This is a genomic window from Polaromonas sp. P5_D5 (genome assembly GCF_054049435.1).
Map to the genome: position 1 here is coordinate 1,150,741 of NZ_JBFUMJ010000001.1, position 22,271 is coordinate 1,173,011.

A 22,271-nucleotide genomic window follows, 5' to 3' on the forward strand; every position below is an offset into this window, starting at 1 on the left:
CTCCGGCAACACTCTCATGACAAGCAACGCCACTACCCGTTTCCTCACCGGCATCACCACCACCGGTACGCCCCACCTGGGCAACTATGTCGGCTCGATCCGGCCGTCGGTCCAGGCCAGCTTTCGCGACGATGTCCGCAGCTTTTACTTCCTGGCCGACTACCACGCACTGATCAAATGCGATGAACCCGCGCGCATCCAGCAGTCCACACTCGAGATCGCGGCGAGCTGGCTGGCCGCCGGGCTGGACCCGGAGCGCGTGACGTTCTATCGCCAGTCCGATATCCCGGAAATCCCTGAGCTCACCTGGCTGCTGACCTGCGTCACGGGCAAGGGCGTGCTCAACCGTGCCCATGCCTACAAGGCCTCTGTCGACAAGAACGAGGCGGCCGGCAACGACCCTGACGCTGACGTCACCGCCGGCCTCTTCATGTACCCGGTGCTGATGGGCGCGGACATCCTGCTGTTCAAGACGCACAAGGTGCCGGTGGGGCGCGACCAGATCCAGCACATCGAAATGGCGCGCGACATGGCGCAGCGCTACAACCACCTGTACGGTGAGCACCTGGTGCTGCCCGAAGCGATGGTGGAGGAATCAGTCGCGCTGCTGCCCGGGCTGGATGGACGCAAGATGAGCAAGAGCTACGACAACACGATTCCGCTGTTCATCCCGCGCGAGCAGATGCGCAAGCTGATCGCCGGCATCCTCACCGATTCACGCGCACCGGGCGAACCCAAGGAAGTCGAGGGCTCGGCGCTGTTCCAGATTTACCAGGCCTTTGCGAGCGCGGACGAAACCCAGGCCCTGCGCAAGGCCTATGCCGAAGGCATTGCCTGGGGCGATGCCAAACAGCTGCTGTTCGAGCGCATTGACCGTGAAGTAGTGCCCATGCGCGAGCGATACCACGACCTCATCAGCGATCCGGCAAAGATCGAGGCGACCTTGCAGGCGGGTGCGCAGAAGGCGCGCGCGGAGGCCACGCCTTTCATGGGCGAGTTGCGTCGCGCCGTTGGTTTGCGCAACCTCGCGATAAAGCCGGCTGGCACGTCGAGAGGGAAGTCAGTCAAAAGTGTTGCTCCGGCCTTCAAGCAATACCGTGAGAAGGACGGCCAGTTCTATTTCAAGCTGCAGGATGCCGATGCCAAGGTGCTGCTGCAGAGCCATGGCTTTGAATCTCCCCGTGAAGCCGCGCTGATAATTTCCACCCTGCAGAACGAAGGGGCCGGTGCGCTTGCTGCACTGCAAGATAAGCTTCAAATCTTGCCCGGTATCGAGGCAGCCGAGGTGGAAACAGCGCTACGTTTCTTTGCACCTGTAACTCCCTGAGTTGCGGTATTAAGCAATTTGGGCCAGGGGCTTTGATCATGCGCGGCGGCCTTCGACAGAATCACATTGGTACGAAAGACTTATTCATTGTTGTTTTAGGGTATTACCACCCTGAAAAAATACCGCAATTTCAAGTTTATTAGTGCCCCAAAGTTGACATTCACCAGTTATGCTCGATAGCTGACAGGAACGATACTTCAGACGTGAACTAATGAGTATTTTTGTAATAGATGACCATCCGCTGATGCGCGAAGCGGTTGTCATGTTGATTCGCCGCCTTAGCAGCAAAGCCACTGTGACCGAGCTGGACCGGCTCGCCGCGGTAATGCCTGCCGTGCAGCAACACGGTGTCCCCGAACTCATCTGCCTCGACTTGAGGTTGCCTGACACCAATGGTGTTTCGGGCGTGCGTGAGCTCAAACACCAATTCCCCAATGTGCCGCTGGTAGTGCTGTCGGCCGCGCCGGCCCAGGACTACGAGGACTTGTCCATCGAGGCAGGTGCCGATGCCTACATCCAGAAGTCTGCGGGGGCCACCGAGATATCGAACGTCCTGCGCGTCTTCCTGAGTGAAGAACTCGACCCGGAGCCATCCACCCCAACGGAAAAACTGTCCAAGCGGCAAAAGCAGTTGCTGGTCATGCTCGACAAGGGCATGAGCAATCGCGACATCGCCGAAGAGCTGCAGATCAGCGAGCACACGGTGAAAGTGCATTTGTGGCGGCTGTTCCGGCGCCTGAATGTCAAGAGCCGCTCGCAGGCCAGCCACCTGGCGCGCACCCAGGGCTTGCTCTAGCAACACCGGGCAACACTGGGCCGGGTAACACTGGGCCGGGTCACTGGCCCGGCGTGCGCAACTCCACCCAGAAGACGCTGCCACGCCCGCTCCTGGAGGCAAGCCTCACAGGATGCCCCAGCGCCTCACTCAGGCGCGAAACGATGGCCAGGCCCAACCCAAAACCTTCTTCGGTACCCTGCAGGGGAATCCGGTAGAACTCCTGAAAGATCGCCTTCTGGTGCTCTTTCGCGATGCCCACACCGGTGTCCCATATCTCGATGCATGGCACCCCGCGCCGCCGGCGCACAGCCAGCAGCACACCGCCTCGATGCGTGTTGCGCAGTGCGTTCGACAACAGGTTGCCGACCAGCCGCTGAAGCAGCACGGGGTCGGACCTTACCTGCCCCGCCGCAGGGCGAATCCTGAGGCGCAGGTTTCGCTCCCGCGCGAAGGGCGCGTATTGCGCCTCCAGATCCTGCACCAGCCCCGCCAGGTCTACGGCCTGCAGGTTGACCCGCAGTGGGCTGGACTCCAGCCCCGCCAGGTCGAAGAGGGAGTTGAACAGGTCGTTGACCGCCTTGGTGGACCGGACGATCTTGGGTGCTATCTGCGCTACGAATTCTGGCTCGGCAGCCAGCCAGCCGGCGTACAGGTCCAGGGCATGCACCGGCTGACGCAGGTCATGCGCGGCGCTGGCGATAAAACGGTTCTTGATCTCGATGGCCTCAAGGGCGGCACGGCTTTTTTCAGTCAACGATCTGATCAGTTCGGAGTTGTCGTACTGCAGTTCGAGGTTGGCACGCTGCACCTGGTGAAAGCGCTGGCCCGACACGCGAATGACCACCCAGTAAATCACGATCAGCACCACCATACCCCAGGTATTGAACGTGGAAGAAATTCCTCTTTCCAGCATCAGCTGGTAGAAAAATACCGTCAGGGTGGAAATGCCCAGGCCGTTCACATAGCCTTTGAAGCAGGGGAGCCAGGAGGAAAAGGTGCCCACCGCAAACCCGGCCATTCCGACCAGGACGATCATGCCGAGGAACTGGTCATACACGGGCGCTTTGAGGAAGTACACAAACATCGACGCCCCCCAGACCATGGCACTCATGGGCCACGTCCACGTGTAGCGCGCCATGAATGCGCGCAACGCAGGGCCGCTGACGCCCAGCAGCGAACGCTGGTAAATGCCGATGACGCGGTACCGCACCAGGGTCACCAGCGTCGCCGCCGTTGCCCAGATGCCCAGACTGAGCAGGTCTACATGGCGGTAAAGAATCACCACCATGGACACGATCAGGACCAGTGCGGAATGCAGGGCCGGGCGGGCATACCGCATGAAGATATGGATCAACCGCATTTCCACCCAATCCTCGCGCGAGATATCTGGCGCGCCCTGGATAGGCCGGATCGCTGTGGGGTGGTCCATGGAATGCGAGTTTACGTCGCATCCGGGGCCGCAATGCCATCCGCGGCGCACGCCTGTTGCGTTGCGGTCTAGGGACTTACGCTCAGTTAAAAGTCACGCCGGCCCAACGCACGCGGCCAAGCACGGAAAAATCCCGGTCTGTACTTTCGTAGCCCTGGATGTCAAACGGTTCATACGCCGGGTTGTAGCTGCTGACGCGCAATATCTTCCCGGGCAGGCGCTGCAGTTTTTTGACCAGCAAGGCGCCGTCAAGCCGTACCATGTGCACGCCCTCTGTCAGGGCATCGCGATCCCGCAAGTCAGTCAGCACTGCGTCCCTGGAATGCAGCCACGGCTCCATGGAGGCGCCCGCCACCGTGGACATGACAATGTCGTTATGGTCAATGCCCAGGTCATACCGGATGAACTGCACATCAAAGGGACGCATCGCCACGACCGACCCAAGGTCGTTGAATACGTCCCGGCCCGGCGAAGCGCGGAGGTCAAACAGGGGCGCATAGACAAACGTGCCGGTCTCGACCGCGCGCACGTCGCGCGCCACTGCCGCAGCAGCCCGGGTTTCGTCTGGAGCTTCCCGGCCCAGTAGCTGCCCGGGCGTCAACCGGTATTCCCTGGCGAGTACTTCCAGCTCGAACGCATCCGGCAGGCTGTCGCCACGCTCTATGTTCCAGATGGTGTTGCGGTGAACCCCGACCGTGGCCGCAACCTCATTGATTTCCCTTGTGCCCCGGGCCATGCGGCAGCGCTGGCCAAACTGGCGCATGAAAACCGACCTGGCTTCGGTTCGCACAGACCTGGCACTCGCCTTGTCGACGGCTGCTGCGGCCTCATGCAGGTACCACGCAACGGGCTCTTCTGCCTTGACCGGCGCTGCGGCGGTAAAGGAATAGTGCTGGAGCTTGCCAGATGAGCCAGACCCCCCCACCCCTGACGCTGCTTCTTTTGTGTTCATGAACACTATTTTGTTCCCCCAAGCACAAAATGAGCAAACATAACACTCATTTAATTGGTAAAAAATACAATAAAAGTAGCACAAATTGAAACAGGCAGAAAAAAATGTTTGACTTGGCTTGTTTTGTGCTCAGAATATTAGATATGAGCACAATTAAATCGACACCCGCACAGGAAGATATGCACCCCGCCGATGTCATTGCTGCCCTCCGCAAACGCGGTACCAGTCTTCGAAAAATTGCCATGGAAAACGGTTACAGCCACATACAACGCGTGCTGACCAGCCCCTGGCTGGCGGCCGAGCAGCTCGTGGCACGCGCCCTCGACAAAAGGCCCGAGGATCTCTGGCCGTCGCGTTACCTCAATCCCGCCAGCCGGGCGCTGGCCTTTCAGCAGACGCGCAAGATCACGGTCACCATGCCGCACCAGCGCAATCAGGCTCAGCGCAAACTGGCACATGAGCTGACCGCCAACAACGCTCTCACGGATGGACCTCCGTACTCCCAACCGTAAACATCATCAGAGCGCCTGAGCGAGATCGCGACCAATCATGGGCGACCTTATCACCCACGATGTACGTGCCCTGTGGTTGCGGTTGCGCGCCACCGGTGGCTGGTGGACGCTGGCCTCGCTTCATCCTCACTGGAAACCCACGTATGAACCCAACGATATCCAGCAAGCCATGGACATGCTGGAAGCGGGCGGCTTTGTGGAAAGCCGCCACCAGACCAGCCGGCTGAGCTACAGCGTCACCCCGGATTGCCAAACTTTGCCCGGCCTTGAGCCTGACCAGGAACCTGCCACCCTCGCGGTGACCAAATGGTCCGATTGGCCCATCCGCCGATGGGTTGACTGGCAGGCAGCCAGAAATGAATTCATCGAAAGACGAATGGCCGGTGCCGCGCTACGGCGGCCACCTCATCCACACCGACACGACATCCAGTCAACCCGATCACAAAGGAATCACATGCTGCTATCCAGCACCGGAATCAAGTTACGCGTTCATCTACGTACCCACGACGGTGAAAACGTCTTTGTAGAACTGGAAAACGAAGACATCGAGAAAGCGGCAATGGCCAAAGCCAGCGTGACGGAAGCCGAAGTTCATCCCATCAGGATGATGTGCGTTGAATTTGTGCAGGCGATGACCAGCCCATTAAACAGCGGTGACCGCCTGAAAGCGTAACCGTAGCCTGGAAGGCCTTCCATCCTTCGCCGGTGCTGCCCTGAGGGGGCCACCGACGCCGTTGCGGCAGCCGCTCCTCCTGGGCGCAGCGGCAGTGACAGTCACCAGCACTGCGCATCCGTGCCGCCAACGTGAGCAGCAGCAAATCCATCAACCCACAGCAGCATGAGCGCATGGAACGGTTTCATGGCGCCGGCCTTGTCACATATAGTGACATGTGTTCCTGCAAACATCTCCTCTAATTGAAGGATGTGATGTTCATCGAAATATAGGAAAGTGCACAGGTAAAGCGTGGTCGGTGCAATATGGCGTGATTTTTTGCACCAATTACTTACTACAGGTCCGCACTGCTACGCTTCAGTGGGCCTCCATGAAATGTCCCATTTGAAGAGGGTACGTCATGTCACAAAAATTTCCTGACGCAGACAGCACGACCAACCGCATCAGCCTGACTAATCCGCGCGTCGTGGAGTCGTGGTGCTCCGAGTTGAAATGCACAGAGTATGAATTGCGCGTGGCGGTCTATGCGGTAGGCAGCGAACCCGACGAGATCCGCAGTTATTTTCATCGCAGCAAGGACACCTGCCAGCAATGATTGCGAGCTGAGGTTTAGCCGTCAGTATCGGGAGCCATCCCAGGCTTCTGCCGACTGGTCATGTATCCCGGCCTCCATTCTGCGAAACGCGAGGCGATTCTCAACATCCTCGCACCACCGCTGAAATGCCTCGGGAGTCGGCGCAGGTCCAACTCCCTTTTGAAAGGCCGCCATCTTTTGCATAAACGCCATATAACGCCGCGTGCGCTCGAGCTCTTCATGCTGCTCAACTCTCACAGCGGCGCGTAGCGTTTCCATAATTCTGGAGTTAGCCATACGCCCTCTTGGGCAGTTAAGAAAACACGGATCGGGCGTGAACTTTCCTGGAAACGTCAATAGGGCAGCAAGCTGGAAATTGTTAAGAATTTTTAATGTCCATGGGGGTAGCGCTTGCGTTAGAAGTTAGAAGCGCGGCCCGGCAGAGTCGGGTTTTCTTCACGGCCTGTTCCTCTCCGCGCAAATCAGGGAACCGCCTGCATTCTCGAAAAGAACACATGCATGAGGTCCGTAAACGCGTCCGCCGGTATGGCGTCTGTTCGGTGCGCATCCAGTTCGGCAATGTGCTCGAGCTCCATGGGAAGCGCTTCAAGCGCCGCCATGGAAATGCCTTTGAAAATACGTTCCCTTGTCGTCGTGATATAGACGATTCGGCAATTGTGGTGCCGCTTGTCGGTAGCGATGCTCACATACTTCTGAAGCACCGCTTGCTCCGGGCCTTCAATTATTTGTGCAAACACGCCTCCGCCATAAACAAGAAGGCCCGTGATGCCAAGAGTGTTGAATTGCACTGAAGTCTGACCCGAGTTTTCCATCGAATATTGACCCACACTCTTTGTGAGCAGAAGGTGCTCACGATGTGGATAAGTTCTTGGTTTTCTCCTTTTTGGGCTGAGTCTGTGTGGATCTGCCTCAAAGTGCGCCGCTGTTTCCGCGATTTTGTTGCCTCGATGACTAGCCAGGTGGCCAGCTTCTCGGCGTAGGGATAGCGCTTGCTGGCGCTGGCCCGCCTTGGATAGTTGGGCTCGCTCTCTTCCGATCGCAGGTGCTTCTTTATTGTGTTGCGAGCCAGGCCTGTACGCCTTGAGATCTCGCGGATGGACATCTGATCTCGCAATGCCCAACGCCTGATGACATTCAATGTCGCCACGTCTATCACTCCTAATTTCTCCTGCTTTTAAAACAAGCAGGGTAGTGCCTACGTGGGTCAGTTTTGGATGGAAATTACTGCGCTAAGTGGGTCAGATTTCGATGGAATTCAACAGGTAGACATACGAACTAGCGCATGCGCGTAAACGATCGTAGTTAAAGAGCATGCCTTGGGGCGAGTCTAGCTGGACCATAATTATTCGCGCGGCTACTTTCCCTTATATGGGGTGAAAACATGGGGTGAAACGCAAGCCTCAGAAACGAAAAAACCCTTAACAATCAAAGATTTTTAAGGGCCTTGCGTATCTGGCGGAGAGGGTGGGATTCGAACCCACGGTACCTTGCGGTACGCCTGATTTCGAGTCAGGTACATTCGGCCACTCTGCCACCTCTCCAGTGTGGAAAACGGATTCTAACAGCTGTAGCCGGCCTACTTTGCGGCTGGAGCCAGCACCTTGATGCCGCCCATGTACGGTTGCAGCACTTCCGGCACGGTGACTGAGCCATCAGCGAGCTGGTAGTTCTCCAGCACGGCAACCAGGGTGCGGCCTACGGCCAGGCCGGAGCCATTGAGGGTGTGCACAAACTCGTTCTTGCCTTGCGCGTTCTTGAAGCGGGCCTGCAGGCGGCGGGCCTGGAAGGCTTCGCAGTTGGAGACCGAGCTGATTTCGCGGTAGGTGTTTTGTGCGGGGAGCCACACTTCCAGGTCATAGGTCTTGGCGGCGCCAAAGCCCATGTCGCCGGTGCACAGCAGCATGACGCGATACGGTAGGCCGAGCTTTTGCAAAATGGCTTCGGCGTGGCCCGTCATGGCTTCAAGCGCTTCGTAGCTTTTGTCGGGGTGGGTGATCTGCACCATTTCGACCTTGTCGAACTGGTGTTGGCGGATCATGCCGCGGGTGTCGCGGCCGTAGCTTCCGGCTTCGGACCTGAAGCACGGCGTGTGCGCGGTGTACTGAAGCGGCAAGTCAGCTTCGGCGACGATTTCATCGCGCACGAAGTTGGTCAGCGGCACCTCCGACGTGGGGATCAGGTACAGCGCGGTGCTTTCGGCTTCGGCTGCGCCCTCCTGCCCGCCTTTCTTGGCGGCAAACAGGTCTTCTTCAAACTTGGGCAACTGGCCGGTGCCGCGCAGCGAATCGCCGTTGACGATGTAGGGCGTGTAGCACTCGGTGTAACCATGCTCGGCGGTTTGCACGTCGAGCATGAACTGCGCAAGCGCGCGATGCAGGCGCGCCAGCGGACCTTTCATCACGGTAAAACGCGAACCGGTCAGCTTGGTGCCGAGTTCAAAGTCCAGCCCCAGGGGCTGACCCACATCGACATGGTCTTTCACTTCAAACGCGAAAGCCGGCGGCTCGCCGCCCAGGCCTTCGATCGGGGCCCATTTGCGCACCTCGACATTGCCGGCTTCGCCCGCGCCCTGCGGCACGCTTTCATGCGGCAGGTTTGGCACAGCCAGCAGCAGGGCTTGCATGTCGGTCTGGATCTGATCCAGCCGCGCGGCGGACGATTCGAGCTCGGCCCTGGAAGCACTCACCTGCGCCATGATGGCGCTGGCGTCTTCACCCTTGGACTTGAGCTGGCCGATCTGCTTGGACAGCGTGTTGCGCTGGTTCTGCAACTCTTCGGTGCGAATCTGCAGGGCCTTGCGTTCGGCCTCCAGCGCCTGGAAGGCTTCCACGTTCAGGAAGGCTTGCGGGGTTTTACGGGTCTCCAGCCGGGCGATGGCCGACGGCAGGTCTTTGCGAAGCAGGTTGATATCTAGCATGGGGCCATTGTATTTTGTGCAGCTGCGATCACCAGAGCCCGTTCAGCTCAGTTCAGGCTGGCCGGGTCCAGATTGGCACCGCAGATGATGAGGCAGACTTTTTCGTCGGCGCGCGGGCGGTAGCGGCCGCTTTGCAGCGCGGCCAGCGGCAGGGCCGCCGCGGGCTCGACGGCCAGCTTCAGTTCTTTCCAGAGCCACAGCTGCGCGGCGCGTATCGATTCGTCGGTCAGCAGCAGCGCATCACGCACATGGGCCTGCGTGGCATCCCAGGCCAGGCTGCCGATGCGTTTGGCGCCCAGTGAGTCGGCGGCGATGCCGCCAACGGCCACGTCCACCGGCTCACCAGCCTCACGGGCTTTGTACAAAGTGGGCGCCAGCTCAGGCTCCAGCGCCACCACACGGCTGCGCTGCTCAAACCAGCTGGCCACACCGCCAATCAGGCCGCCGCCACCCACGCTGACGAGCACGGAGTCGGGCACACCGCCCTGCTGCTCGATCTCTGCGGCCATCGTGCCAGCGCCGGCAAGTACTTCGGGCTGGTCATAGGCATGTGTCAGCAGCGCGCCGGTTTCCTGCTGGCGCGCCAGGCAGGCTTTCAGCGCGTCGGCGTACGCCGCTCCCGTCACCACCACCTCGGCACCCAGCGCGGCCAGCTTGGCGCGCTTGGCGGGGGTCGACACTTCAGGCACAAAGACTTCGCAGCGCACGCCCAACTCGCGGGCCGCGGCGGCTGTGGCAATGCCCGCGTTGCCGCCGGAAGCCACGATCACGCCGCTGGCCGGAATGGGATTGGACAGCAGGCGGTTGAGCATGCCGCGCGCCTTGAAGCTGCCGCCGGTTTGCAGGTGTTCGAGCTTGAGCCAGACCTCAGCGCATTCCACGCCCAGCGCCTTGCCAGGCAGCTTCCACAGCGGTGTTTTATGAATAAAGTGGCTGTAGCCCGCTTCGAACTTGCGCAAGCAGCTCTCAATTTGATAGCGATTGGTCATATGGAAAAAAGAAGAAATCAGGTCAGAGCTGATGCAGCTGGCTGTCATTGACTTCCAGCATCTGGCCCTGCGCATCGAGCTTCAGGCCCTTGGGCAGCGGGAACTTGATGGTCTCCTCAATGCCTTCCATCTTGCGCACCGACACAGCGCCCAGCGCCTTGATGCGGTCTATCACCTGCTTGACGAGAATTTCGGGCGCCGAAGCACCTGCCGTGAGGCCGACCCGGCCCTTGCCCTCAAACCACGACTCCTTCAGCTCGCTGGCGTCGTCCACCATATAGGCCTCGGTGCCCAGCTTGGCGGCCAGCTCGCGCAGGCGGTTGCTGTTGGAGCTGGTCGGGCTGCCGACCACGATGAGGATGTCCACCTGCGGGCTCAGCACCTTGACGGCGTCCTGCCGGTTCTGCGTGGCGTAGCAAATATCCTGGTGTTTGGGTTCGCGCACTTGCGGAAAGCGCGCCTTTACCGCCGCACTGATCTCGGCCGCGTCGTCCACGCTCAGCGTGGTCTGCGTGACGACTGCCAGGCGTTCGGTCTGGGCAGGGCTGATGCGCCACACGTCGGCCACGTCTTCCACCAGGTGGATGCCGCTGTCGAGCTGGCCCATGGTGCCTTCGACCTCGGGGTGGCCCTTGTGGCCGATCATGATGAACTCGTAGCCCTCTTTGTGCAGCTTGGCCACTTCCACATGTACCTTGGTCACCAGCGGGCAGGTGGCGTCAAAAATCTGGAAGCCGCGGCGCTCGGCCTCTTTCTGGATGGCCTGGCTCACGCCGTGCGCGCTGAACACCAGCGTAGCGCCGGGGGGCACATCGCTTAGCTCTTCAATGAAGATGGCGCCTTTTTCCTTGAGGTCGTTGACGACATAGGTGTTGTGCACGATCTCGTGGCGCACGTAAATCGGCCTGCCGAATTTCGTCAACGCCCGCTCGACGATCTCAATGGCACGGTCGACGCCGGCGCAGAAACCCCTCGGTTCCGCGAGAAGGATTTCCTGGGGAAGCAATCTGGATTCAGTCATAACACCCCAATCACTTGCACTTCAAACACCACCGGCTGGCCTGCCAGCGGATGGTTGAAGTCGAACTGCACCGCGTCGCCGCCCTCTTTGACCTGCTGCACCGCGCCCGCGTACTGCCCCGCGCCATCCGGCGTGGGGAACTGCACCACATCGCCGACCTTGTATTGTTCATCCGGGTCGCCCAGCTCATTGAGCAGCTTGCGCGCCACCCACTGCACCAGCTCCGGGTTGCGGTCGCCAAACGCAACGCCTGCGGGCAACTCAAACGTTGTGCGCGTGCCTTCGGGCAGGCCAATCAGCCGCTGCTCAATGGCCGGAGAGAGCTCGCCCGTACCCAGGCTCAGGGTGGCGGGCTTGCCGTCAAAGGTGTTGATGATGTCCGCGCCCGGTTTGCCGTCCACGGAGGGCCCGGCCATGCGGTAGTGCAGGGTCAGGAACGAGCCTTGCTGGACAAGGGTTGCTTCGGGGGATTCCACGGTGGACATAGGGCTTTCGGGGCCAGGCGGGCAGCCGGCAACGGTTTGTAAAGGGAGGATCAGCCCCCTATTGTAGAAAGCCGGGAGTGACCAGGCCGATCATCGGTTTTTTCGGGGTTTTCGAGTGGCTTCTTCGGAGTTTTTCGGAGTGTTTTGGAAGCTTGTTCCCCCCGTTTCCACAGCAGGCAGGCAGCCGGCCGCTTGCGCCGGCGCATCGTGGATGACTGGCATGCTTTCTGCTGACTCACTTCCATGGACACTGCCATCACATCCCCACACACGCCAGCCCCGCCGGCCGGCCCGGATCACGACCTGCGGATTGACCCGCAGCGCCTCTGGGCCTCACTCATGGATCTCGCTGCCGTGGGGGCGACAGAAAAAGGCGGTGTATGCCGGCTGGCCCTGACCGAGCTTGACCGCCAGGGGCGCGCGCTCTTCGTGCGCTGGGCAACCGAAGCAGGCTGCACGCTGCGCGTGGATGCCATCGGCAACCTGTTCGCGCGCCGCGAGGGGCAGGACCCTTCGCTTCCTGCCGTTGCCACCGGCAGCCATATCGACACCCAGCCTACCGGCGGCAAGTTCGACGGGAACTACGGTGTACTGGCCGGGCTGGAAGTACTGCGCACGCTCAACGACGCGGGCATACGCACCGTCGCGCCGCTGGAAGTCTGCGTCTGGACCAACGAGGAAGGCTCGCGTTTCGTGCCGGTGATGATGGGCTCGGGTGTCTACGCCGGCGCTTTCACCCTGCAGTCAGCGCTTGAGGCCGCCGACCGCGACGGTATCCGCGTCGGCGAGGCACTCCAGGCCATCGGGTTTGACGGCACGGCGCCCGCTGCGGTGAACGACGGTGCACCGCGCTTCGGCGCCTATTTTGAGGCCCACATCGAACAGGGACCGGTGCTCGAAGATGCCGACATTCCGCTGGGTGTGGTCACCGGTGCGCTTGGCCAGCGCTGGTATGACGTGGTGGTCACCGGCCAGGAAGCGCATGCCGGCCCCACCCCGATGACATTGCGGCGCGATGCCCTGCAGGGCGCCACCGGCCTCATGCAGGCCGTGCGCAGCATCGCATTGGACGAACAGCCTGACGGCCGCGGCACCGTGGGCTATGTGCAGGTGCATCCCAATTCGCGCAATGTGATCCCGGGCCGCGTGACCTTCACTGTGGACTTCCGCCACGGCAACGACGAAGGCCTGAGCCGCATGGACGGGCGCTTGCGCCATGCCTGCGCCGCACTCAGCCAGTCAGGCGGCCTCACGGTCGGGATTGAGCAGACCGTGTACTACCCGCCGGCACGCTTCGCCGAGCCGCTGGTGGCTGCCGTGCGCGAAGGCGCGAAGCGCATGGGCCTGGCCCACCTGGACATCGTGAGCGGTGCCGGCCACGACGCCGTGTACGTCGCCCGCACCGCGCCGGCCGCCATGATTTTTGTCCCCTGCAAAGACGGCATCTCGCACAACGAGATCGAAGACGCCAAGCCGGAACACCTGGCAGCCGGCGCCAACGTGCTGCTGCACGCGATGCTCGACCAGGCGGGTGTGGCCGCAGCATGAAGGTACTCGCGCCGCAGCCGCTGACGCCAGACGCATTTGCGCCCTACGGCACCGTGGTGCAGGTGCCGGCCGGCGCCGAAGGCCACGCCATTAACGGCGGGACATCCGAGCGCTTCGACCTGATCGGCGACCTGCAGCTTGATGCAGACGGAGGGCGGCCGATGCTGGCGATATTTCGCGCACAGGCGCGGCGCTTTCCCCATGCAGTCGATGAAATGGAGTGCCATGCGCTGGGCAGCCAGACTTTTGTGCCACTGGGCGAGCGCCGCTTTGTCATCGTGGTGGCGCCGGCCGGCGCGCCGCCTTCTGGCGATACGCTGGCCGCCTTCATCACCGACGGCTGCCAGGGCGTGGCGCTTGCGCCCGGCACCTGGCACCACGCCTTGCTGGCGGTAGACGCAGGCGATTTTGTGGTGCTTGAGCGCGCCGCGGCAGCCGTCGACTGTGGCACCTGCCGGCTGCAACAACCCGTGACGGTTGCAGCGCTTGCATGAACCGCTTGAACTGCATAAGCTGCATGAACTACGCAACTGCCTGAAGGAACCCGGCCTGTGGTTCGCATTGGATTGATCTCCGACACCCATGGCCTCCTGAGGCCGGAAGCCCTCGCGTTCCTGCGCGGATGCGATCACATCATCCATGCCGGGGATATCTGCGAGCCGGGCGTCCTCGAAGCGCTGGCAACGCTGGCGCCGGTGACGGCGGTGCGCGGCAACAATGACCGGGGCGCCTGGGCCGACGCCCTGCCCGTCTCGACATGGCTGAACATCGGCGAAGTCACGATCCATGTGATCCACGATCTTGCAGAGCTGGACATCGACCCGGCCGCAGCGGGTGTGCAGGTGGTCGTGTCGGGCCATTCGCACCAGCCCCTGATCGAGGAGCGCGAAGGCGTGTTGTTCGTGAACCCCGGCAGTGCCGGTCCGCGCCGCTTCAGGCTCCCGATCACCCTTGCCGAACTGCAGATCGACGGCCCTGCCATCAACCCGCGCATAGAAAAGATTCAGGCAGAGATTCAGGCCGTCGAGACAGACTGAAGGCGCCCTTTAGCTATCAACTCAATAGCTGGTCGCGCATGTTCTACATGATCTGGGGGCTGATTCTTCTTAAGAAAATCAAAAATATTCGGCATCAAGCCGCAATGCGCTGCGCCAGTGCCACCAGCGCCCGGTCCGAGCCCGCCGGCCCGAGCAGCGACAGGCCCAGTGGGGCGCCCTCACGCTGGGCCAGAGGCATCGACAGCTGCGGAAAACCGCTCAAGCCGGCGATGCACAGCAGCCGGATGGCGCGGTTGCGGTAGTCCTCCAGCCCGGCCTCGCCTTCGCTGCGCAACGGCGCAATGTCGGGCATGGTCGGCATCAGCAATACGCCGTCGCTGCCAAGCAGCGCGGCCAGGTGGCTGCGAAAGGCCGCGCGAAAAGCACGGCCCGCGCTGACCTGCGCATCCGTCACATCACGCGACCAGGCAAAGCGCTCGGCCACGCCCGGCCCCAGCGGCGGCGCGTAGCGCTCAATCAGCGGCCCGTCGGTCAGCCAGGCCTCGTGCGCCTGTACGTACCGGAAATTCCAGTACATCGCATCGAAGGACTCCAGCGCCACGGTGGTGCCCTGCGCAGTGCCGAGCACGGCCAGCACCCGCTCGGCAGCGCCCTGCAACGCTGCGGCCGCCGCCGGCACGGCCAGCGACCACACGTCTTCAGGATGCAGCAGCCGCAAGCGACCTGGCAGTGCAGCGGCATCGGGGCCAAGCAACACGTCGGCCACCCGTGCGAAGGTGTGAATATCCCGCGCGAACCAGCCGCAGGTGTCCAGGCTGGGCGCCAGGTCCAACGCGCCCTCCAGGCTGATGCGGCCATGCGTTGGGCGCAGCCCATACAGCCCGCAGTGATTGGCCGGCGCCCGCACGGAGCCGCCGGTGTCCGTGCCCAGCGCGAAATCGCACAGGCCCGAAGACACAGCCGAGGCCGAGCCTGATGAACTGCCGCCGGTGATGCGGTCTTTGGCGGCGCCGTTGATGGGGGCGCCGAAGTGCGCGTTATTGCCGTTCATCGAAAAGGCCAGCTCATCCGTGACCGTCTTGCCGGAAAACCGCGCGCCTGCATCGAGCAGCCGCTGCACGGTGGGCGCGGTACGCGTCTTGATGCCGGACATCGCCAGCACAAAAGGGCTGCCGCCACCTGTGGGATAGCCCGCCACATCGAACAGGTCCTTCACGCCGAAGCTGAAATCCGACAGCGGGCCGGTGGCAGCGCGCGGCACCGGAGCGTCGGGATAGGGAACGAAGGCGTGGGCGGGGTCGTGCAGGGGCATAACGTGAAGGCGGTGATCAGGCAACCAGGGTGGGCGCAATCGCCGCGGCGGCATCGGTATGAATGCAGCGTGCACGGTGGTTCGGCGCCAGCTCGACCACCGGCGGCTGCGCGGCGCGGCAGGCCTCAGTGGCCAGTGCGCAGCGCTCGGCAAAGGCACAGCCGGGCGGCAGCGCCGACAGGTCGGGCGGCGCGCCGCCTATGGTTTCCAGCCGGGTGCCGCGTGCCAGCGTGCCGTGCGCCCGGCTCTTGAGCAGCGCGATCGTGTAGGGATGGCGCGGTGAGCGGATCAGCTCGCGCGCCGTGCCTTCTTCGACAATGCGGCCCGCGTACATCACGGCGATGCGGTCGGCCACCTCGACGGCCGCGCCGATATCGTGCGTCACGAAGATCACCGACAGGCCCAGGTCACGCTGCAGCTCGCGCAGCAGCAGCAAAATCTGGATCTGCACGGTCGCGTCGAGCGCGGTGGTCGGCTCGTCGGCCAGCAGGAGCTGCGGCTTGCAGGCCAGCGCCAGCGCGATCATCGCGCGCTGGCGCATGCCGCCCGACATCTCGTGCGGATAGGCCGCAAGGCGCCGCTCGGGGCTGGGGATGCGCACGCGCTCGAACAGCGCCAGCGCGCGCTGGTGCGCTTCAGCCTTGCCCACACGCTCATGCCGGCGTATCGACTCCATGATCTGGGCCCCCACCGAATAGACCGGGTCCAGCGCCAGCAGCGGCTCCTGGAAGATCATCGAGGCGACCTTGCCGCGGAAGTCGTCGAGCTCGCCGGTTGACATGGCGAGCACATCACGCCCGGCCACCTGCACCTGGCCGCCCATGCGGGTGCGGCGCTCGGGGTGCAGGCGCAGCAGGGTGCGCATGGTCACGCTCTTGCCAGAACCGGATTCGCCGATCAGCGCGACCACCTCGCCGCGCTGCACCTCCAGGCTCACGCCGCTCACGGCCTGCACGGGCTTGCGCCCGCCGCTGAATGTCACGCTGAGGTCCTTCAGGCGAACCATCGGCTCGCAAGAGGAAGGAAACAAGAAAGAGGAAGAAGAGGCGTTCGCAGTCATGGGGTCACGCCGCCCTGGCCAGCGGTGCAGCATCCGGGTGTCCGCTGCCGGGTTCGTGGATCAGGCAACTCACGGCGTGCTGTGCGCCGGTGGCGATGCGCGCCGGCACCACCTGGCTGCACACCGGCGCGGCCAGTGCACAGCGCGGGTGAAAGCGGCAGCCCGAGGGCGGGTTGATCGGGTTCGGCGGGTCACCGGCCAGCGCCGCTTCTTCGGTGCGGTGGTCCGGGTCCATTGAGGGCATCGACGACAGCAGCGCGCGTGTGTAGGGATGGGCCGGCGCGTCGTACAGTGCATCGGCCGGGCCGATTTCGGCAACCTGGCCAAGGTACATCACCATCACGCGGTCGCTCACGTAGCGCACCACATTGAGATCGTGGCTGATAAAGACATAGGTCAGGCCGAACTCGGCCTTCAGGTCGAGCAGCAGGTTGATGACCTGCGCCTCGACCGATTTGTCGAGCGCCGACACCGCTTCATCAAGAATCACCATGCGCGGCTGCAGCGCCAGCGCACGCGCAATATTGACGCGCTGGCGCTGCCCGCCCGACAACTCGTGCGGGTAGCGCTCGGCAAAACGCTGCGGCTCCAGGCCCACGCGCGCCAGCAGGTCGCGTGCGCGCGCAATCGCCTCGCGCCTGGGCACGTTGTGCACCTGCGGGCCGAAGGCAATCGAGTCTTCGATCGTGAGCCGCGGGTTAAGCGAAGCGTAGCTGTCCTGGAAGACCATCTGCACCTGGCGCCTGAACTCCTTGAGCGGCAGGTCGCGGCCGCCGACGGTGCGCCCGTCGAAGACAACCTCGCCGCCGGTAGGCGCGATCAGCTGCATCAACAACCGCGCCGTGGTCGACTTGCCGCAGCCTGACTCGCCGACAACCCCCAGCGTCTCACCTTTGAACACTTCGAAATCAACACCGTCGACGGCGCGCACCACACCGCCACCACGGCCCAGCGGATCCTTCTTGAGCGGGAAGTGCTTGACCAGCCCGGAAATCGTGAGCAAGGGCTGCGCGGGGCCTCCGACGTCGTTCATTGCGTCCATGGTTTCAGCCCTTGTTGTCCATGGCGGAGCGCAAGCCATCAGACAGGATGTTGAATGAGATGGAGGTGATGAAGATCATCGCCCCGGGCAGTGCCGCGACCCAGGGCTGCACATAGATCGCGGTGCGCAGCGTATTGAGCATCAGGCCCCACTCCGGCTCCGGTGGTTTCACGCCGAGCCCAAGGAAAGACAGGCCCGAGGCGAGGATCATGGAGACCGCGATCAGGCTGGTGGCGTAAACAAAAATCGGCCCCAGCACATTGCCCAGAACATGCACCCGCACAATGGTGAAGGGGCCGGCACCCGAGGCCCTGGCCGCCTCCACATAGTCGCGGTTACGCACCTGCGTGGTCACGCTTTCGGCCACCCGCGCAATTTGCGGAATAAACACGATGGTCAGCGAAATCAGGGAGTTGACGATGCCCGCACCCAGCACGCCGGACAGTGCAATGGCCAGCAACACTGACGGAAAGGCATAAAACACATCGATGGTGCGCATGATGGCGGTGTTGATGAATCCGCCTGCGTAGCCGGCCAGGATGCCGATCGTCGAGCCGACGGCAAAGGCACAGACCACGGGCGTGATGCCGATGAAAAGCGAGAGCCGTGCGCCCACGATCAGGCGCGACAGCATGTCGCGGCCGAGTTCGTCACTGCCCAGCGGCAGGCCTTCGGTGCCGATCGGCTTGAGCCGCTTGAGCATTGACGAGGCGTAGGGATCTGCCGGCGCGAGCCATGGGCCGAACACCGCCAGGCTGATCAGCAGCAGCACCACAAAAGCAGCGGCCATTGCGACCGGGTCGCGCGTGAAGCGCAGCATGGCCGAGGTCCAGTAGCCGCGAGAACGCTGCATGGGCAGCGGCTTCACATCGACGGCAGCAGTGGAGGCGCTGGATGCGCTGGAAGTGGCGGTCACGGTGCTCATGGTCATGCCCTGGCGATGCGGGGGTCCAGCAACGTTTGCAGCACATCGACCAGCAGGTTCAGCACCACGAAGAACAGCGCCAGCACCAGAATCGTCCCTTGCAGGAGCGGCAGGTCACGCTGGAAGATGGCGGAGTTCAGAAGAAAGCCGGTGCCCGGCCAGGAAAACACGGTCTCGATCAGGATGGAGCCGCCCAGCAGGTAACCCAGTTGCAGGCCCATCACGGCCAGCGCCGTGGGGGCGGCGTTTTTCACCATGTGGCGGAACACGCCGAAGTGCGTGAGGCCCTTGGCGCGCAGGCCGACGATGAATTCCTGGTCAAGAATGTCGGCCACCAGCGCACGCACCGTGCGCGCGATGATGCCCATCGGGATCACCGACATCGTGATCGCCGGCAGGACCAGGAACTGGATGTGCTCCCAGTCCCAGGCCCAGTCGCTCGATCCACCCGGGCCGGCGCCTGTGGCCGGCAACAGCATCAGCTGCGAGCTGAAGACGATCACCATCACCATGCCCAGCCAGTAGTGCGGCACACTCACGCCCAGCACCGACAGCATCGAGGCCAGCCGGTCGACCCAGGAGTTGCGGAAGTAGCCGGCCACAAAACCGAACAGGCAGCCCAGCACAAAGCCGATGAAAGTGGCCACCACCGCCAGGCGCAGCGTATTGCCGACCGCGGTCATGACCTCGCCGGCAACCGCACGGTTGCTCGCGATCGACACGCCCAGGTCGCCGTGCATGGCGCGCCATACCCACATCGCGAACTGCTCGGGCAGCGAGCGGTTAAAGCCATAGAGCTCGCGCAGTTGCGCCTGCAGGTCGGCCGATGCGTCCGGCGGCAGGATGGACACCAGCGGATCGCCAGGCGCGAGATGCACCAGAAGAAAACACACGAGTGCCACGCCGACCATGATCGGCAAGGCGTAGATAACACGACGCAGGAAGTAGGCAAGCATGGGCTGGCGTTGAAAGCTGGCTCGAATAAGGAACGAGAGAACGGGAAAGCGAAAAAACGAGGAAGCGAGAGCGATAAAAGAAGCCCTTCCTCAGCGGAGAATGGGCTTTTCCACCGTGATCAGTCCATCGTCATGGTGGCAATGTCGATGAACCAGCTCTTGGGCTGCACCACGTTCTTGATCCTGGCCGACAGCGCACGCGGACCGACGTCGTGCGCAATCCAGACAAAGGGGGCGTCGTCCACGATGTGGGCGTGCAGCTTGGCCAGCGCGGCGTCGCGCGACTTCTCGTCGAAGCTGGTACGCGCATCGGCCACCAGCTTGTCGATATCGGCGTTGCCGTAGTAGCCCCAGTTGTTGGACACCGGCGGGAAGGCCTTGGTGCTCACGAAACGCACCATGGCAAAGAACGGGTCCATCGCCGCGAAACTGATGTTGACCGCATTGGCGCCATTGGCCGACGGGTCTTTCGCGCCCTTGCGCCAGTTGGTGAACAGCGTGTTCCACTCGATCACGTCGAACTGCACGTCAAAAAAGCATTGCTTGAGCGACTGCTGCGCAAACTCGTTCATCGGCAGCGGCTGCATCTGGCCCGAGCCTGAGGCGGAAATCTGCACCTTGACCTTGAGCGGCTTGGCGGCCGAAAAACCCGCCTGCGTCATCAGCGCCTGGGCAGCCTTCACGTCGTACTTGATGTCGAACTTGGGGTTGCCCCACCATGGGTGTCCGGGCGCCACCGTGCCCTTGGGTTCGGCCATCATGCCGCCCAGCAGTTGCTTGATGCCCCCGCGATCCACGCAAAGGTTGGCCGCCTGGCGCACGCGCTTGTCGAGCCAGGGCGAGCCTTCGGCGAATGACAGCTGCCACGGCCACACGTGCGGCTGGGCGTTGGAATAGATCTTGAAGCCGCGCTGCGTAATCTGCGCCATCGCATCAGGTGCGGGAGCCTCGATCCAGTCGACCTGCCCGCCCAGCAGCGCCGCGGTGCGCGCATTGGCTTCGGGCATGGGCAGCATCACGACCTTGTCGATCCTGGGCACGCGTTTGGCGTCCCAGTAGGCCTTGTTGGCGGCCAGCTCAAGGCGCTCACGCGCCACGAAGCGCGTGACCTTGAAGGGGCCAGAGCCGGCCGGATCGGCGGCGAAAGCCGTCCAGGCCGCCTTGGCGCGGTCAGCGGGTACGGTGACGCCGGCCGGCACGGCCGCGAGCTTGGCGGACCAATGCGCCGGCGAGGCCATGAACAGATTCGTGAGGTTGATCGGCAGGAAGGAGTCGGCCTCGCTCGTGGTGAGCTCGACCGTCATGTCGTCGATCTTGCGGGCGGTGCGCAGGGTCGGCATGCGCGAAGCGGTCACACCGACCTGGCTGGGGTCGAACTGCGGGGCGTCCTTGTCGAGTACCTTCTGCACGTTCCAGATCACGGCATCGGCATTAAAGGCTGAACCGTCGTGGAACTTGACGCCGGGGCGCAGCTTGAAGACCCACTTGGTCTTGTCCTTGGCATCCACGGCCCAGGAAGTGGCAAGCGCGGGAATCAGCACGCTCGGCGCGTCGGCCTTCGAGAGATCCCATTGGGTCAGCGAATCGTAAATCGGGATGCCGGTAAAACGGTTGCCTTCAAAGCCCTGGTCGGGCTGGCCCAGGGTGCGCGGAATGTCGGCCGCCGTCATGGCGATGCGCAGTACTTTTTCCTGTGCATGCAGACCGGTGGCAGCCAGCGAGGCCGCGGCAAGCAGGGCCATGGACACCGGCGCGCGCAGCCAGACCAGAGACAGACGGGACCCGATAACTTTCATGGAGCACTCCTGTAAATAAGGATATGCCCGCAAGGAATATGCCAATGGTTTCAGCGCCGATGCTTGCAAGGTGAGCTCCGCCGCAGTGCATGCGTCACTGCCTTGGTGCATCGCTTCAAAATCTCGCGAACCGTCTCGCGTGGCATGGCATTCGTGGGGGGACGGCAACTGTTTGTAAACTGTTCCCGTCCAGAGCAAGGGAACCCGTCCGGGTCCGCACTGCTTTTGGTGGTTCTTTCCCCTCACCCCTTTCACCGGCTTTTCCTTCCATGCTTCTCAAAGACCTCCCAGAGGACACCCGCCCCCGCGAAAAACTGCTGGCCCGCGGCCCCGGCGCGCTCAGTGATGCCGAGCTGCTGGCCCTGCTGCTGCGCACCGGCCTGCCCGGCAAGAATGCGCTGCAGATGGGGCAGGAGCTGGTCGACACCTTTGGCGGCGTGGCCGGGCTGCTGCACACCGGCCCCGAAGCGCTCAAAAGCATCAAGGGTCTGGGCCCGGCCAAACGCGCCGAACTGGTCGCGGTGCTGGAACTTTCCCGGCGGGCGCTTGCCGAAAAGCTCCGTGAAAAAACGCTCTTTGACACGCCGCAGGCCGTGCGCGACTATTTGCAGCTGCAGCTGGGCAGCCGGCCGCACGAGATTTTTGCGGTGCTGTTCCTCGACAGCCAGCACCGGCTGATCGTTCTCGAAGAGCTGTTTCGCGGAACGCTGACACAAACGTCCGTCTACCCGCGCGAGGTAGTGGTGCGCGCCCTGGCGCTCAACGCCGCCAGCGTGGTGCTGGCCCACAACCACCCCAGCGGCACCGCCAGACCCTCACGCGCCGACGAGGCCCTGACGCAGACGCTGAAGTCCGCGCTCGCGCTGGTTGATGTGCGCGTGCTGGACCATTTTGTGGTGACGAGCTCCCAGGCGGTGTCGATGGCCGAGCTGGGCTTGCTGTAGAAGTCGGAACGC

Annotated in this window: 22 protein-coding genes, 1 tRNA gene and 1 pseudogene; 9 read left to right on the forward strand and 15 right to left on the reverse strand. The window is 62.7% G+C overall.

Going from position 1 to position 22,271, the window contains the following annotated elements; genetic code table 11:
• Positions 1-16: 16 nt before the first annotated feature.
• Positions 17-1,327, forward strand: a complete 1,311-nt coding sequence (locus ACXJKE_RS05625; protein WP_457279563.1) for a tryptophan--tRNA ligase — start codon at positions 17-19, stop codon at positions 1,325-1,327.
• A gap of 211 nt (positions 1,328-1,538) precedes the next feature.
• Positions 1,539-2,123, forward strand: coding sequence for a LuxR C-terminal-related transcriptional regulator (locus ACXJKE_RS05630; protein WP_457279564.1), 585 nt, complete (start codon positions 1,539-1,541; stop codon positions 2,121-2,123).
• A gap of 40 nt (positions 2,124-2,163) precedes the next feature.
• On the opposite strand, the gene ACXJKE_RS05635 is transcribed toward ACXJKE_RS05630, so the two are convergent.
• Both ACXJKE_RS05635 and ACXJKE_RS05640 read right to left on the reverse strand, forming a co-directional pair.
• The gene (locus tag ACXJKE_RS05635) at positions 2,164-3,534 is read right to left on the reverse strand and encodes a sensor histidine kinase (protein WP_457279565.1); all 1,371 of its coding nucleotides are present in this window, start codon (positions 3,532-3,534) and stop codon (positions 2,164-2,166) included.
• Between the two features lie 82 nt (positions 3,535-3,616).
• Positions 3,617-4,486: an XRE family transcriptional regulator gene (locus ACXJKE_RS05640; protein ID WP_457279566.1), complete on the reverse strand. Its 870-nt coding sequence runs from the start codon at positions 4,484-4,486 to the stop codon at positions 3,617-3,619.
• 143 nt (positions 4,487-4,629) lie between these two features.
• On the opposite strand from ACXJKE_RS05640, the gene ACXJKE_RS05645 reads away from it, so the two are divergent.
• From ACXJKE_RS05645 to ACXJKE_RS05655, 3 genes are all read left to right on the forward strand, one after another.
• Positions 4,630-4,998: a helix-turn-helix domain-containing protein gene (locus ACXJKE_RS05645; protein WP_457279567.1), complete on the forward strand. Its 369-nt coding sequence runs from the start codon at positions 4,630-4,632 to the stop codon at positions 4,996-4,998.
• Between the two features lie 37 nt (positions 4,999-5,035).
• Positions 5,036-5,671 (forward strand): hypothetical protein, encoded by a 636-nt coding sequence (locus tag ACXJKE_RS05650; RefSeq protein ID WP_457279568.1) that lies wholly within the window; start codon positions 5,036-5,038, stop codon positions 5,669-5,671.
• Positions 5,672-6,071: 400 nt separating this feature from the next.
• Positions 6,072-6,266 (forward strand): DUF3606 domain-containing protein, encoded by a 195-nt coding sequence (locus tag ACXJKE_RS05655; protein ID WP_457279569.1) that lies wholly within the window; start codon positions 6,072-6,074, stop codon positions 6,264-6,266.
• Between the two features lie 461 nt (positions 6,267-6,727).
• Here ACXJKE_RS05655 and ACXJKE_RS05660 read toward each other — a convergent pair whose 3' ends face one another.
• The 7 genes and pseudogenes from ACXJKE_RS05660 to ACXJKE_RS05690 form a co-directional block, all read right to left on the reverse strand.
• Positions 6,728-7,054 carry a BLUF domain-containing protein gene (locus ACXJKE_RS05660; RefSeq protein WP_457279570.1) on the reverse strand — a complete coding sequence of 109 codons (327 nt, stop codon included), beginning with the start codon at positions 7,052-7,054 and terminating at the stop codon, positions 6,728-6,730.
• An 89-nt stretch (positions 7,055-7,143) separates the two neighbouring features.
• Positions 7,144-7,422: pseudogene (locus ACXJKE_RS05665) on the reverse strand (IS21 family transposase); the annotation flags it as partial.
• Between the two features lie 297 nt (positions 7,423-7,719).
• Positions 7,720-7,807, reverse strand: a tRNA-Ser gene (locus tag ACXJKE_RS05670).
• A gap of 35 nt (positions 7,808-7,842) precedes the next feature.
• Complete coding sequence (gene serS / locus ACXJKE_RS05675) at positions 7,843-9,183, reverse strand: serine--tRNA ligase (RefSeq protein WP_457279571.1); 1,341 nt, start codon at positions 9,181-9,183, stop codon at positions 7,843-7,845.
• Positions 9,184-9,230: 47 nt separating this feature from the next.
• Positions 9,231-10,172 carry a threonine/serine dehydratase gene (locus ACXJKE_RS05680; RefSeq protein WP_457279572.1) on the reverse strand — a complete coding sequence of 314 codons (942 nt, stop codon included), beginning with the start codon at positions 10,170-10,172 and terminating at the stop codon, positions 9,231-9,233.
• Positions 10,173-10,194: 22 nt separating this feature from the next.
• The gene (gene ispH, locus ACXJKE_RS05685) at positions 10,195-11,193 is read right to left on the reverse strand and encodes a 4-hydroxy-3-methylbut-2-enyl diphosphate reductase (RefSeq protein ID WP_457279573.1); all 999 of its coding nucleotides are present in this window, start codon (positions 11,191-11,193) and stop codon (positions 10,195-10,197) included.
• A complete protein-coding gene (locus ACXJKE_RS05690) occupies positions 11,190-11,678 on the reverse strand; it encodes an FKBP-type peptidyl-prolyl cis-trans isomerase (protein WP_457279574.1) in 489 nt (162 codons plus the stop codon). The genes ispH and ACXJKE_RS05690 overlap by 4 nt, the downstream gene beginning before the upstream one ends.
• Positions 11,679-11,921: 243 nt before the next feature.
• Here ACXJKE_RS05690 and ACXJKE_RS05695 point away from each other — a divergent pair, with 243 nt between their 5' ends.
• Genes ACXJKE_RS05695 through ACXJKE_RS05705 form a run of 3 tightly spaced genes read left to right on the forward strand, consistent with a single transcriptional unit; the run spans position 11,922 to position 14,263 of the window.
• Positions 11,922-13,226 (forward strand): Zn-dependent hydrolase, encoded by a 1,305-nt coding sequence (locus tag ACXJKE_RS05695; RefSeq protein ID WP_457279575.1) that lies wholly within the window; start codon positions 11,922-11,924, stop codon positions 13,224-13,226.
• Positions 13,223-13,720 (forward strand): ureidoglycolate lyase, encoded by a 498-nt coding sequence (locus ACXJKE_RS05700; RefSeq protein ID WP_457279576.1) that lies wholly within the window; start codon positions 13,223-13,225, stop codon positions 13,718-13,720. The genes ACXJKE_RS05695 and ACXJKE_RS05700 overlap by 4 nt, the downstream gene beginning before the upstream one ends.
• Before the next feature lie 57 nt (positions 13,721-13,777).
• Positions 13,778-14,263 (forward strand): metallophosphoesterase family protein, encoded by a 486-nt coding sequence (locus tag ACXJKE_RS05705; RefSeq protein ID WP_457279577.1) that lies wholly within the window; start codon positions 13,778-13,780, stop codon positions 14,261-14,263.
• A gap of 94 nt (positions 14,264-14,357) precedes the next feature.
• Here ACXJKE_RS05705 and ACXJKE_RS05710 read toward each other — a convergent pair whose 3' ends face one another.
• The 6 genes from ACXJKE_RS05710 to ACXJKE_RS05735 form a co-directional block, all read right to left on the reverse strand.
• The gene (locus ACXJKE_RS05710; protein WP_457279578.1) at positions 14,358-15,536 is read right to left on the reverse strand and encodes an amidase; all 1,179 of its coding nucleotides are present in this window, start codon (positions 15,534-15,536) and stop codon (positions 14,358-14,360) included.
• Between the two features lie 16 nt (positions 15,537-15,552).
• Complete coding sequence (locus ACXJKE_RS05715; RefSeq protein ID WP_457279807.1) at positions 15,553-16,542, reverse strand: ABC transporter ATP-binding protein; 990 nt, start codon at positions 16,540-16,542, stop codon at positions 15,553-15,555.
• Positions 16,543-16,600: 58 nt separating this feature from the next.
• Positions 16,601-17,638 (reverse strand): ABC transporter ATP-binding protein, encoded by a 1,038-nt coding sequence (locus tag ACXJKE_RS05720; protein ID WP_457279579.1) that lies wholly within the window; start codon positions 17,636-17,638, stop codon positions 16,601-16,603.
• A 4-nt stretch (positions 17,639-17,642) separates the two neighbouring features.
• Positions 17,643-18,563 (reverse strand): ABC transporter permease, encoded by a 921-nt coding sequence (locus ACXJKE_RS05725; protein WP_457279580.1) that lies wholly within the window; start codon positions 18,561-18,563, stop codon positions 17,643-17,645.
• A gap of 2 nt (positions 18,564-18,565) precedes the next feature.
• On the reverse strand, positions 18,566-19,519 hold the full coding sequence (locus ACXJKE_RS05730) for an ABC transporter permease (RefSeq protein ID WP_457279581.1): 954 nt from the start codon (positions 19,517-19,519) through the stop codon (positions 18,566-18,568).
• Between the two features lie 119 nt (positions 19,520-19,638).
• On the reverse strand, positions 19,639-21,261 hold the full coding sequence (locus ACXJKE_RS05735; protein ID WP_457279808.1) for an ABC transporter substrate-binding protein: 1,623 nt from the start codon (positions 21,259-21,261) through the stop codon (positions 19,639-19,641).
• Between the two features lie 323 nt (positions 21,262-21,584).
• Between ACXJKE_RS05735 and radC the strand changes: the two genes are divergently transcribed.
• On the forward strand, positions 21,585-22,259 hold the full coding sequence (gene radC, locus ACXJKE_RS05740) for a RadC family protein (RefSeq protein WP_457279582.1): 675 nt from the start codon (positions 21,585-21,587) through the stop codon (positions 22,257-22,259).
• Positions 22,260-22,271 lie beyond the last annotated feature (12 nt).

Excerpts from the sequence above, each read along its gene's own strand:
- serS (WP_457279571.1), bottom strand. The coding sequence starts at position 9,183 with ATGCTAGATATCAACCTGCTTCGCAAAGACCTGCCGTCGGCCATCGCC.
- radC (WP_457279582.1), top strand. The coding sequence starts at position 21,585 with ATGCTTCTCAAAGACCTCCCAGAGGACACCCGCCCCCGCGAAAAACTG.
- ACXJKE_RS05655 (WP_457279569.1), top strand. The coding sequence starts at position 6,072 with ATGTCACAAAAATTTCCTGACGCAGACAGCACGACCAACCGCATCAGC.
- ACXJKE_RS05645 (WP_457279567.1), top strand. The coding sequence starts at position 4,630 with ATGAGCACAATTAAATCGACACCCGCACAGGAAGATATGCACCCCGCC.
- ACXJKE_RS05630 (WP_457279564.1), top strand. The coding sequence starts at position 1,539 with ATGAGTATTTTTGTAATAGATGACCATCCGCTGATGCGCGAAGCGGTT.
- ACXJKE_RS05715 (WP_457279807.1), bottom strand. The coding sequence starts at position 16,542 with ATGGTTCGCCTGAAGGACCTCAGCGTGACATTCAGCGGCGGGCGCAAG.
- ACXJKE_RS05650 (WP_457279568.1), top strand. The coding sequence starts at position 5,036 with ATGGGCGACCTTATCACCCACGATGTACGTGCCCTGTGGTTGCGGTTG.
- ACXJKE_RS05635 (WP_457279565.1), bottom strand. The coding sequence starts at position 3,534 with ATGGACCACCCCACAGCGATCCGGCCTATCCAGGGCGCGCCAGATATC.
- ACXJKE_RS05710 (WP_457279578.1), bottom strand. The coding sequence starts at position 15,536 with ATGCCCCTGCACGACCCCGCCCACGCCTTCGTTCCCTATCCCGACGCT.
- ACXJKE_RS05720 (WP_457279579.1), bottom strand. The coding sequence starts at position 17,638 with ATGGACGCAATGAACGACGTCGGAGGCCCCGCGCAGCCCTTGCTCACG.
- ACXJKE_RS05690 (WP_457279574.1), bottom strand. The coding sequence starts at position 11,678 with ATGTCCACCGTGGAATCCCCCGAAGCAACCCTTGTCCAGCAAGGCTCG.
- ACXJKE_RS05680 (WP_457279572.1), bottom strand. The coding sequence starts at position 10,172 with ATGACCAATCGCTATCAAATTGAGAGCTGCTTGCGCAAGTTCGAAGCG.
- ACXJKE_RS05695 (WP_457279575.1), top strand. The coding sequence starts at position 11,922 with ATGGACACTGCCATCACATCCCCACACACGCCAGCCCCGCCGGCCGGC.
- ACXJKE_RS05730 (WP_457279581.1), bottom strand. The coding sequence starts at position 19,519 with ATGCTTGCCTACTTCCTGCGTCGTGTTATCTACGCCTTGCCGATCATG.
- ACXJKE_RS05625 (WP_457279563.1), top strand. The coding sequence starts at position 17 with ATGACAAGCAACGCCACTACCCGTTTCCTCACCGGCATCACCACCACC.
- ispH (WP_457279573.1), bottom strand. The coding sequence starts at position 11,193 with ATGACTGAATCCAGATTGCTTCCCCAGGAAATCCTTCTCGCGGAACCG.
- ACXJKE_RS05640 (WP_457279566.1), bottom strand. The coding sequence starts at position 4,486 with ATGAACACAAAAGAAGCAGCGTCAGGGGTGGGGGGGTCTGGCTCATCT.
- ACXJKE_RS05725 (WP_457279580.1), bottom strand. The coding sequence starts at position 18,563 with ATGAGCACCGTGACCGCCACTTCCAGCGCATCCAGCGCCTCCACTGCT.
- ACXJKE_RS05735 (WP_457279808.1), bottom strand. The coding sequence starts at position 21,261 with ATGGCCCTGCTTGCCGCGGCCTCGCTGGCTGCCACCGGTCTGCATGCA.
- ACXJKE_RS05700 (WP_457279576.1), top strand. The coding sequence starts at position 13,223 with ATGAAGGTACTCGCGCCGCAGCCGCTGACGCCAGACGCATTTGCGCCC.